The organism is Kocuria sp. CPCC 205297, from assembly GCF_040981035.1.
In the GTDB taxonomy this organism is placed as follows: domain Bacteria; phylum Actinomycetota; class Actinomycetes; order Actinomycetales; family Micrococcaceae; genus Kocuria; species Kocuria marina.
Map to the genome: position 1 here is coordinate 1 of NZ_JAVKPY010000011.1, position 11,934 is coordinate 11,934.

Sequence of the window (11,934 nt, forward strand, 5' to 3'; positions counted from 1 at the left end):
ACCAAAAACAAAAAAACTTTGGTATCAACAAACTAGACACACTATTGAGTTGACAAACAACAAACCACACCACACGGCCCCTCACCAGGGCCACAACGGTCGGTTGCGATCTGCAAGCTTAGCTGCGGGTGACCCAGGCTGCAACTCGAAATGAACTCTCGATTGCTTCCTGCTGTCACCGCTCTTCAGCGGCTTGCGGGGAACCATCCTAGCACACCTTCTCGCCGTTGTGCGCGGCTCGTCAGTGGTGGGATCGACTCCGTTTCGTTGCCCCGTTCGGCCTTCGCGGCCGCTGCCGTGGCAACTCGGAAGACATTACACGCCCCCGCGGGAGACGGCAAACCGGAGACGGAGAACCCGCGGGAGCACGTGCTCCCGCGGGTTCTGCATTCAATGATGCGTGACCTGATCAGTCCCGGTCGCGCGCCGTCGGGCTGGTGCTCGCACCCTTGGCCGGCTTCAGGAACAACACCGCGAGCGGCGGGACGGTGACCTCGGCGGACGCCGGCTTCCCGTTGTATGCACCCTCGGCCGCGGTGACCCGGCCCAGGTTGCCCACGCCGGAACCACCGAAGATGTCAGAGTCCGTGTTGAGCACCTCGTCCCACTCACCCGCCCACGGCAGACCCAACCGGAAGCGCTCGTGGGTGTTGCCCGCGAAGTTGGCCACGCACACGAGCGGGTTGCCCTGGTCGTCCCATCGGGTGAAGGACAGCGTGTTGCGCTTGGCGTCGTTGGCGTCGATCCACTCGAAACCGGACGGGTCATTGTCCCGTGCGTACAGGGCCGGGGTCTCGCGGTAGATCTCATTGAGGCTCTTCACCAGCTCCTGCACGCCGTGGTGCGGTGGGGTCTCGGAGAGCCACCAGTCCAGGCCGTGCTCCTGGGACCACTCGGACTCCTGGGCGTACTCGGTGCCCATGAAGATCAGCTGCTTACCCGGGTGGGCCCACATGTATGCGAGGTACGCGCGCACGTTGGCGAGCTGCTGCCACCGGTCACCCGGCATCTTGCGCAGCAGGGAGCCCTTGCCGTACACGACCTCGTCGTGGGAGATGGGAAGGATGAAGTTCTCCGAGTAGGCATAGACCATGGAGAACGTGGCCTTGTTGTGGTGGTAGTGCCGGTTGACGGGATCCTCGGCCATGTACTCGAGACTGTCGTGCATCCACCCCATGTTCCACTTGATCCCGAAGCCGAGACCGCCGGCGCTCGTGGGTTTGGTGACCCCTGGGAAGGACGTGGACTCCTCCGCAACCATGACGATCCCGGGATTGCGTCGGTACGCGGTGGCGTTGGCCTCCTGCAGGAACGCGATGGCCTCGAGGTTCTCGCGTCCGCCGTACTGGTTGGGCTCCCACTCGCCGTCGTTGCGCGAGTAGTCCAGGTAGAGCATGGAGGCCACGGCGTCCACGCGCAGCCCGTCCACGTGGAACTCCTCGAGCCAGTAGTTCGCGTTGGCCACGAGGAAGTTGCGCACCTCCCGGCGGCCGTAATCGAAGATTAGCGTGCCCCAGTCCTTGTGCTCGCCGCGGCGGGGGTCCGGGTGCTCGTAGAGCGGTTGCCCGTCGAACTTGGCGAGCGCCCACTCGTCCTTGGGGAAGTGGCCGGGGACCCAGTCCACGAGCACACCGATGCCGGCCTGGTGCAGCTGGTCCACGAGGTAGCGGAACTCGTCCGGGGAACCGAAGCGCGACGACGGCGCGTAGTAGCCGGTGACCTGGTAACCCCACGAACCACCGAAGGGGTGCTCCGCGACGGGCATGAACTCCACGTGGGTGAAGCCCTGCCACGTGAGGTACTGCACGAGTTCGCGGGCGAGATCCACGTAGCCGAGACCCATGCGCCACGAGCCGATGTGCATCTCGTACACGCTCATGGGTGCGTTGTGGGGATCCTTGGCCGCGCGGGCCTGCATCCACGCGTCGTCCTGGAACTCGTAGGAGGACTCGAACACGCGCGACGCGGTGGACGGCGGGATCTCGGTGCCGAAGGCCATGGGGTCCGCCTTGTCCCGCCACGAGCCGTCCGCCGCCCGGATCCGGAACTTGTAGGTGTCTCCGGAGCCCATGCCGGGCACGAACACTTCCCACACACCGCTGGAACCCAGCGAGCGCATGGCATGCTCGGAACCGTCCCACCCGTTGAAGTCACCAATCACGCGCACGGCCCGGGCATTGGGGGCCCACACCGCGAAGCTCACTCCGGAGACGTCCCCCATGGAGGACGGGTAGTGGTGCACGTGGGCACCGAGCACGGTCCACAGGGTCTCGTGCCGGCCCTCGCCGATCAGGTGCAGGTCCAGCTCGCCCAGGGTGGGCGCGAAGCGGTAGGGGTCGTCGACCTCGGCGGGCTCCTTGCCCGCATAGGTCACTAGGACGCGGTAGTCGGGGATCTTGCCCTCGTCGTGGGCGGGGACCACGCCGGTGAAGATCCCACCCCACTCGTGCTCGAGGGGGAACGTCCCGTTGAGCGTGCGCACCGAGACGTGCGTCGCGAAGCGTCGCAGGGTCCGGATGGTCACCGAACCGTCCGGGTTGAAGTGCGCCCCGAGCACCGCGTGGGGATCGTGGTAGCGCCCCTCGGCCACCGCTGCGAGCACGTCCGCGCTCACGGGCACGGGCCCGCCCGCGGGGTGCTCCCGTTCCGACGCCGCTGCGACGCTCTGCTGGGAAGTCCCGGCCCGAGTTGACGCGTGGTTCCCGCCCGCGGTCTCCGCCGGAGCCGTCACGTCATTACCGTCGGTGGTCCGAGCCGACGCGTCGTTCGTCCCGGTCGCCTCCGACGCAGCGCCCCGCGCGTTGCGCGGTTCCGCCGACGACGCCCGGCCGTCGGCGTGCTGCGCGGACTCGGATGCCGGGGTCGGCGTGGATTCGGGGCCCGTAGGAGTCGACGACGCCGCGGGGCTGGTGTTCTCGGGGTGTTCAGGGGTCACGAAATCCTCGGTTCTGGATGCAGGTGTGTGGCTCTCGTGTGTTTCACGCCTCACGTTACGGGAGCGCGCACGTTCAAGCGAACGCACCACGGCACCGGCCGGGACCGCGACCCAGCCCGGGCGGTTGCGCTGCTCGTAGACCACTTCGTACAGGCCCTTGTCAAGCCACAGGGCGCGGAAGAGCACCGAATCCCGGTCCACGCCAGAACCGCTCGTGTGGGCGTACCCCTCGAGGAACGCGTCCGAGACCGCGTCGGTCCAGGCGCTCATGTCCTCGTCCCGCTCGCGCGCGGCCATGGCGCCCGCATAGTCGAACGAGCGCAGCATGCCGACGACGTCGCGCAGGGCCACGTCCGGGCGGACACGCTCCTTAATGGGTCGTAGGGGCTCACCCTCGAAGTCCAGGATCCGGAACCCCTGGGCGTCGTTGTGCAGCACCTGGCCCAGGTGGTAATCACCATGGATCCGTTGCAGGGCGGGGATCTCCCGGATCCGGGACAGCTGCTCGAGCAGGTCCTCGACCTCGGCCCGGTAGGAATCGAAGTAGTCCCCGCAGGACTCCCACGCCCAGCGGATCCGCGAGGCGAGGTCGTCCAGGAACCGGCGCCGAGCATCGTCGTCCGCGGTGACGGGTTCGAAGGCGCCGAGGAGGTCGGCGTGGACGCGCGCGGTCGTGGCACCCAGCTCGGCCGCGAGCTCGGAGAAGTCCCGGGCATGGTTCGCCGCGTCCAGGGCCATGGCCCACGCGTCCCGCGAATCGGCGAGGAACTGGGCGGCTACCGCGAGCTGACCGGACGTGATGACCAGGCCCTGGCGCCACTGGGCGTCGAGCCATCCAGCCGTGGCCGGGACCGCGGTGGAACCGTGCGACGTGAGTTTGACGCCCACCTCCACGTCCGGGTTGCGCCCCTCCCCCACCACGCGGAAGAACTTCACGATCACCGCGTCGCCGCCCAGCGCGGAATCCGACTCCTCCGCGTCCTGCGGGGCGAGGATCACGGACGTGTTGGACTGCTCTGAGGAGATCACCCGCACCTGATCCGCGGAGCCAATCCGATAATCCGTGTTCATGGCCCCGGTGTAGCGGCCGTGCAGGCCCATCCCGTGGCGCAGCACCCCGCCCTCGGTCAGCTGCGCATCCATGATCCGCAGCACCCGGTCCATGAAACCTGGGTCCCCCACGGCGTCGTAGAGGTGGAACGTGGCCGTCTCGTCCGCGGTGGTGCTCTCGCTGCCCTGTGCCTCGGCGCGGGCCTCACTACGACCGGACGCGCCGGCCTTCTCCTGGGCGCCGGCGGTTTGACCGGCCTCCGGGGAGTCCTCCGAGGTGATGGGTTGGGCGGCCCGCGAGCGCTCCGAGCGGCGTCGTTCGCGGAAAGAACCCGCGTGCGAGATGGCGCGGCGCAGGAACGAGGCCGAGGCCTCCGCACCCGCGATCAGCTGCTCGGGCAGGGGACGGTCCGGGCCGCCGGAGCAATAGCTGCCGATCGCGAAGCGCTCGAGCTCGGGCAGGGCTTCGGTGCTGCGCACGACCGGTACGTTGAGTAATTCGCTGCGCTCGCCCACCGTGGCCTGGACCAGGAACATGATGCGTTCCGTGCCGCGATGCGATCCGGTGCCGGAATCCAGGGTCGCGCGGCCCACGACGCTCAAGCGCAACTGGTCCGTGGTGGCCGTGAACGGGAACCACCGCTGCCGCGGCAACCAGTCGCGCAACCTGTCGAGAAATTGCTGATCCGTCATGGAGGGTCCCCCGCTTTCGTCTGGACAATCACTGTTTCGCGCGCGGGCCGTACCCGCGCGCGCTCACTCGTTGCGCGTGGGCTTGATGATGGGCATGGCCACCGTCTCGGGGTGGGAACCGTCCGTGCCGGGGGTCGTGCGCAACCGGAGCCAGAAGAAGTCCTGCGAACCGAGCGTGATGCGGTAGTCGCCTTGTTCCGAGAAGGAGCCGAACGGTTCACCGCCGAACAGTTCCCGGGTGCCCCGGCCCGCGTACTCGGCCAGGTGCACGCTGCAGCTCGCGGGGACGTGGGAAAGGTTGAACACGCACAGCAGGGTCTCCCCCGCGCCGTCGTCCGCGTCCTGCGGGCTCAAGCGGCGCAGGAATGCCAGGACGGATTCGTGGTCCGTGCTCACGTTGACGTAGTCCCCCAGACCGAACGCCGGGTGCGCCTTGCGCACCATGAGCATCTGCCGGATCCAGTGCAGCAGGGAGGAGGACGACGCGAGCTGCGTCTCCACGTTCGTCTGCGTGTAGTTGTAGACGAGCGACTGCACGACCGGGAGGTAGAGCTTGCCCGGATCTGCGGTGGAGAAGCCGGCGTTGCGGTCGGGGGTCCACTGCATGGGTGTGCGGGACGCGTCGCGGTCGTCGAGCCAGATGTTGTCCCCCATGCCGATCTCGTCCCCGTAGTACAGGAACGGCGACCCGGGCAGGGACAACAACAGCGCGTGCGCGAGTTCGAGCTCCGCGCGGGAGTTGTCGAGCAGGGGTGCCAAGCGGCGTCGGATACCGATGTTCGCGCGCATGCGCGAATCCGGGGCGTACCACCCGAGCATGGCCTGGCGTTCCTCGCTCGTGACCATCTCGAGCGTCAACTCGTCGTGGTTGCGCAGGAACGTGCCCCACTGCGTGCCCCGCGGGATCTGCGGCGTGTGCTCCATGGTGGAGACGATGGGCGCGGCCTTCTGATCGCGCAATGAGTAGTAGATCCGCGGCATGATCGGGAAGTGGAAGCACATATGGCACTCGGGCGCCTGCTCCGTGCCGAAGTACTCCACGACCTCGTGCGGCATCTGGTTGGCCTCCGCGATGATCACGCGGCCGGGGTACTCGCGGTCCACCATCTCGCGCAGCCGCACGAGGAAGTCGTGGGTCCCGGGCAGGTTCTCGCAGTTGGTCCCCTCCTCCTCGATGAGGTAGGGGATGGCGTCCGCGCGGAAGCCGTCGATGCCCATGTCCAGCCAGAACTTCACGACGTCGAACACGGCCTCGACGACCTTGGGGTTCTCGAAGTTCAGGTCCGGCTGGTGGGAGAAGAACCGGTGCCAGAAGAACTGCCGACGCACGGGGTCGAAGGTCCAGTTGGAGACCTCGGTGTCCACGAAGATGATCCGCGCGTCCTGGTACTTCTCGTCCGTGTCCGACCACACGTAGAAATCGCCGTACGGCCCCTCCGGGTCCTCCCGGGAGGCCTGGAACCACGGGTGCTGGTCCGAGGTGTGGTTCAGCGGCAGATCGGTGATGACCCGCAGACCCCGCGCGTGGGCCTCCGCGACCAGTCGCTTGAAGTCGCTCACGGTGCCGAACTCGTCCAGCACGGAGTAGTAGTCGGAGATGTCGTAGCCGCCGTCCCGCAGCGGGGACTCGTAGAACGGGGGCAGCCACAAGCAATCGATCCCGAGCCACTGCAGGTAGTCGAGTTTGTCGATCAGACCCGAGAAGTCGCCGGAGCCGTCACCGTTGGCGTCCGAGAAGGCTCGCACGAGCACCTCGTAGAACACGGCCTTGCGGAACCAGTCCGGGTCGTGCGCGAGCCCGGGAGCGTTGAGTTGGAAAGGAGTGGTGCTCATGGTCGGCTGGACTGCCCTCTCGGAGAAACGTGCGTGTCGGTCATGACGGGTGCGGGGTGCCGGCCGCCGTGGTGCGCCGCGCTCAGCGGCCGGGGCGCACCACGACGGCGTTCGCTCACTTGACCCCGCGGCGGACGCTGAGCACGTGCGCGGGTTCCACGTACGGATCCAGGCGCACGTAGTTGTGGGTGCCCCACTTCCAGCTCGCACCGGAGATCAGGTCGTCCACCCAGAAAGAGCCGTCCTCGTTGAAGTCCTGGCCCTGCAGGTCCAGGGAGTCGAGGTCCAGCCACACGGTGGCCTCCCGCGCGCTGTGCGGGTCCGTGTTGAGCACCACGATCACGGTGTCCCGGACCTGCTCGCCGTCCCGTTCCACGGTCTTGGTCTTGCTGTAGGCCACGATGGCGTCGTCCGTGGAATTCTGCAGCGTGAGGTTCTGCAGGTCCCCGAGTGCGGGATGGTCCTTGCGGATCCGGTTCAGGCGCGTGATGTACGGCGCGAGCGACTCGCCGCGTTCCACGGCGGCGTCGAAGTCGCGCGGGCGCAACTGGAACTTCTCGTTGTCCATGTACTCCTCCGCCCCGGGACGAGCGACGTGCTCGAACAACTCGAAGCCGGCGTACACGCCCCACAGCGGGGACGCGGTGGCCGCCAGGGCCGCGCGCACCTTGAACGCGGCCGGGCCACCGAACTGCAGGTACTCGGTGAGGATGTCCGGGGTGTTCACGAAGAAGTTGGGCCGGTAGAACCCGGAGGTCTCGTGGGAGATCTCCTGGAGGTATTCCTCGATCTCCTCCTTGGTGTTGCGCCACGTGAAGTACGAGTAGGACTGCTGGAACCCGGCCTTGGCCAGCCCCTGCATCATGGCCGGACGCGTGAACGCCTCCGCGAGGAACACCGTGTCCGGGTGGTTCTTGCGCACCCTGACGATCAGCCACTCCCAAAACCACAGGGGCTTGGTGTGCGGGTTGTCCACGCGGAAGATGTCCACGCCGTGACCGATCCACAGCTCCACGACCCGCAGTATCTCGGCGGCGAGGCCCTCGGGGTCGTTGTCGAAGTTCAGGGGGTAGATGTCCTGGTACTTCTTGGGCGGGTTCTCGGCGTAGGCGATGCTGCCGTCCGCGCGGGTCGTGAACCATTGTGGGTGCTCGGCGACCCACGGGTGATCCGGGGACGCCTGCAGCGCGAGGTCCAGCGCGACCTCGAGACCGAGATCATGGGCGTGCGCGACGAACGCGTCGAAGTCCTCGAAGCTCCCGAGGTCCGGGTGGATCGTGTCGTGACCTCCCTCCGGCCCACCGATGGCCCACGGGGAACCCGGGTCCTGGGGTCCGGCCGTGAGGGTGTTGTTCGGCCCCTTGCGGTGGTTGCGCCCGATCGGGTGGATGGGCGGGAGGTACGCGACATCGAAGCCCATGGCCGCGGCCCGGTCCAGGGCCGCGGTGGCCGTGCGGAACGTCCCCGAGGTCCACTCGCCCGTCTCGGGGTCGTACGTGGCGCCCTCGGAGCGCGGGAAGAACTCGTACCACGCACCACGACCCGCGGCCTCGCGCTCGACGCCGAGCGGGTAGCGCGGGGACGAGCTGAGCAGATCACGCAGCGGCCGCTCACGGACGTAGTCCAGGAGCTGCGGGGACGTGGCGATCTCCCACCGCTGTTCCGGCGTGCGGTCGGTGTCCGCCATCGCCTCGGCGGCGTCCTCGAAGACCCGGGCCTCCTCGGTCGCGCGATCGGACTCCTTGGAGGCGGCGTCGAAGAGCAGGGCCGCTTCCTGGAACATGAGCTCGACGTCCTGGCCGACCCCCAACTTGATCTGCGCGGCGTGGTGCCACGTGTCGTAGAGATCCGACCAGCCCTCCACCGCGAAACTCCAGGGGCCCTCGTGCTCGGGACGCAGCCACGCCTCGTAGCGGTCCGTCCCGGGGGCCACGAGCGTCATGGGTCGGCGCTGGGTCTCACGGCCCTGCGGGTCGTACAGCACCGCGGTCACACCGAGGGAGTCATGACCCTCGCGGAACACGGTCGCGCTCACCCGGATGTCCTCACCGGGAACGGCCGTGGCGGGGAAACGCCCACCCTCGATCACGGGGCTCACGTCCGTCACGGGGATCCGCCCGTACACGAGATCGTCCGACGGGAAGTCCGCCAGGTGCTCGTCGTCCCCGGAATCGGTGTCCTGCTCGGCCGGGGCCTGCGCCGCGGCTTCGGCGTGCGGATCAGGTGCGGACTGAGTGCCGGGCTCGTACTGGGTGTCGGGCTCGTACTGGGTGTCGGGCTCGCGCTGCGCTCCGGGTGCGGACTGTTGGTCGAATGCGGGCTGCGCCTCGGATTCGGTGTCCCCGGTAGGTGTTACGACCGCGGCGACCTCCTCGGCCGCACCCGGTTCCGCATATGCGTGGGCGTCCGGCTGCCCGGCACCGGCGGACGACGCCGCTTCGGTTGCCTCCGGCGCGGACGGGACGCGAGCGGCATCGTCGTGGGCCTCCGCTCGGCGTACCGAGGGGGCGATGTCGGGAACGCCCGTGGCCGGGACCGGCGGGGTCAAGCGGGACCCGACGTCCGGGTGGGCATCGCCCGCGCGGGGATCCGGCACGGGGTCTGAGGACGGACGGCGGCCCTGGGGCTGTGAGTTCTGCTGCGACACGAGACCAACGTTAGCGACAAACGCCCCGATTCATAAGGCCGTGGCCGTGGTCCCCGAACCGCGACGGCGACGCGCTCACGTCACACGTCGGACCCCGTGGAGCGGCGGGGCCACAGCCGCTAGGCTCGGAACCGTGAAGGCCATCCACAGGTTCACCGTCCGCACCGTCCTGCCCGAGTCGATCGCCGCACTCTCACGATTGGCCAAGAACCTCCGATGGACGTGGCATCAGCCCACCGAGGACCTCTTCGCCGAACTCAACCCGCACGCGTGGGACGCGGTCCACGGGGACCCCGTCAAGCTCCTGGGCTCGCTCACGCGCGAGGAGATCCAGCAGATCGCCGCGGACCCCGAGCTCGTGGCGCGCATCCGCGACCTCGACGCCGATCTGGACACCTACCTCACCGAACCCCAGTGGTACCAGCGCACGCAGGGCGAGGACGCCCCGGCGGCCGTGGCGTATTTCAGCGCCGAGTACGGCATCACGTCCGCGCTTCCGCAGTACTCGGGCGGACTCGGGATCCTCGCCGGGGACCACTTGAAGACCGCGTCCGACATGGGCGTGCCCGTGGTGGGCGTGGGATTGCTGTACCAGGCCGGGTACTTCAAGCAGTCGCTGTCCCGGGACGGCTGGCAGCAGGAGACCTACCCGGTGCTGGACCCGGATGAACTCCCTCTCACCCTGCTGCGCGAAGCGGACGGTACGCCCGCGCGCGTGGTTCTACCGCTGCCCGAGGGCCGCACGCTGTCCGCGCAGATCTGGCGGGCGGACGTGGGCCGCGTGCCGCTGCTGCTGCTGGACTCCAACATCAGCGAGAACGACGACGCCGCACGCAACGTCACCGACCGGTTGTACGGCGGCGGCAGCGACCACCGGTTGTACCAGGAACTCTTGCTGGGCATGGGAGGGATCCGGGCGCTGCGCGCGCACAGCAGGATCACGGGTGCGCCCACGCCGGAGGTCTACCACTGCAACGAGGGCCACGCGGGTTTCCTGGGCGTCGAGCGGATCCAGGAACTCATGAACCCCGGGGCCGACGCCCAGGCCATGATGTGGGAGGAAGCACTCACCGCGGTGCGCGCCGCGACCGTGTTCACGACCCACACCCCGGTCCCGGCCGGCATCGACCGCTTCGAACGCGATCAGATCGCCCACGTCCTCGCCGCGGGGCTCGCCCCGGATGTCCCCTCCGAGCGCGTGCTTGAGCTGGGTGCGGAGACCATGCCGGGCGGTGACCCGAGCAAATTCAACATGGCGGTCATGGGGCTGCGGCTCGCCCAGCGTGCCAACGGCGTGGCCGAGCTCCACGGTGCCGTGTCCCGGTCCATGTTCCACGGGCTGTGGGAGGGCTTCGACACCGAGGAGGTCCCGATCACCTCGGTGACCAACGGCGTGCACGTCCCCTCCTGGATCGACCCCGCCGTGTGGCGCATGGCCGTGGACCCGGAGGAGAACGACACCAACCCGGCCGCTCGTTGGCGCAGGATCTACAACGTGTCCGACGCCGAGCTCTGGGCCACCCGCCGCGCCCTGCGGGAACGCCTCGTGCACGACGTCCGCGAGCGTCTACGGGCCTCGTGGAAGCGCCGCGGTGCCGCGGACGCGGAACTGGGCTGGACGGAGTCCGTGCTGGACCCGGACGTGCTGACCATCGGTTTCGCACGCCGCGTCCCCACGTACAAGCGGCTCACGCTCATGCTGCGCAACCCGGAACGGCTCAAGCGGATCCTATTGGACCCCCGCCGCCCCGTGCAGTTGGTGGTCGCGGGCAAGTCCCACCCCGCGGACGAGATGGGCAAGCGGATGATCCAGGACCTCGTACGGTTCACGGATGATCCGCAGGTGCGTCACCGGATCGTGTTCCTGCCCAACTACGACATCGCCATGGCGCGTGTCCTGTTCCCGGGGTGCGACGTGTGGCTCAACAACCCGCTGCGTCCGCTCGAGGCGTGCGGGACCTCCGGGATGAAGGCCGCGATCAACGGCGGGCTCAACCTCTCCGTCCTGGACGGGTGGTGGGACGAGATGTACGACGGGCAGAACGGCTGGGCCATCCCCACCGCGGACAACAAGGCCAGCACGGACGAGCGCGATGACATCGAGGCCGCCGCGCTGTACGAACTCATCGAGAGCCACGTGGCACCGCGGTTCTACGGTGACGGTTCCGAGGACGCCACGACCGCGGCCGGACCCGACACCGCGCCGTCGCGAGCGAGCACCGTGCCGCACCAGTGGCTCGCCATGGTGCGCCACACGCTCGCGACCCTCGGACCCAAGGTCTCCGCCCGGCGGATGCTCACCGACTACGTCAACGAGCTGTACGTCCCCGCGTGTGTCGCCGGCCGGCGCGTGACCACGGACGACGGCGCCCTGGCCCGCGGCACGGCCCACTGGGTCGAGCGCGTGCGTACCGCGTGGCCGCAGCTGCGGATCGAGCACGTGGACGCACACGGTGTGCGCCAGGAACCGCAGATCGGTGACGAGCTCACGGTCAACGCGTACGTAGATCTGGGCGAACTGACTCCCGAGGACGTGACCGTGCAGGTCAGCTACGGGCGTGTCTCGGAAACCGATCACATCCACGAACGGTCCTACGCCACGCTCGAGGACGTGACCGAGCTGGGTGGGGGACGCATGACGTTCTCCGGACCTATCACGATCGACCGCTCCGGCCCGTTCGGGTACACCGTGAGGGTGTTGCCGCGCCACGACGAGTTGGCCTCACCGGCCGAACTCGCTCTCGTGCGCAACGCCGGGGACTGACGTCCGGCCCGC

The 11,934-nt window shown here is 68.4% G+C and carries 4 protein-coding genes; 1 reads left to right on the top strand and 3 read right to left on the bottom strand.

The genetic code is table 11. The features are described from left to right. Window positions 1–409: 409 nt before the first annotated feature. The 3 genes from glgB to RF650_RS11000 form a co-directional block, all read right to left on the bottom strand. Window positions 410–4,678 carry a 1,4-alpha-glucan branching protein GlgB gene (gene glgB / locus RF650_RS10990; RefSeq protein WP_368814927.1) on the bottom strand — a complete coding sequence of 1,423 codons (4,269 nt, stop codon included), beginning with the start codon at window positions 4,676–4,678 and terminating at the stop codon, window positions 410–412. Between the two features lie 63 nt (window positions 4,679–4,741). Continuing rightward, entirely contained in the window at window positions 4,742–6,511 is a 1,770-nt protein-coding gene (gene treS, locus RF650_RS10995) for a maltose alpha-D-glucosyltransferase (protein WP_131333367.1), read from the bottom strand. Between the two features lie 115 nt (window positions 6,512–6,626). Continuing rightward, on the bottom strand, window positions 6,627–8,663 hold the full coding sequence (locus RF650_RS11000; protein ID WP_131333987.1) for an alpha-1,4-glucan--maltose-1-phosphate maltosyltransferase: 2,037 nt from the start codon (window positions 8,661–8,663) through the stop codon (window positions 6,627–6,629). Window positions 8,664–9,291: 628 nt separating this feature from the next. Here RF650_RS11000 and glgP point away from each other — a divergent pair. Continuing rightward, window positions 9,292–11,922: an alpha-glucan family phosphorylase gene (gene glgP, locus RF650_RS11005; protein WP_311254194.1), complete on the top strand. Its 2,631-nt coding sequence runs from the start codon at window positions 9,292–9,294 to the stop codon at window positions 11,920–11,922. The last annotated feature ends 12 nt before the right edge of the window (window positions 11,923–11,934 follow it).

Bases quoted from the DNA above. Each gene is read 5' to 3' on its own strand.
- glgB (WP_368814927.1), bottom strand. From the start codon at position 4,678: ATGACGGATCAGCAATTTCTCGACAGGTTGCGCGACTGGTTGCCGCGG.
- treS (WP_131333367.1), bottom strand. From the start codon at position 6,511: ATGAGCACCACTCCTTTCCAACTCAACGCTCCCGGGCTCGCGCACGAC.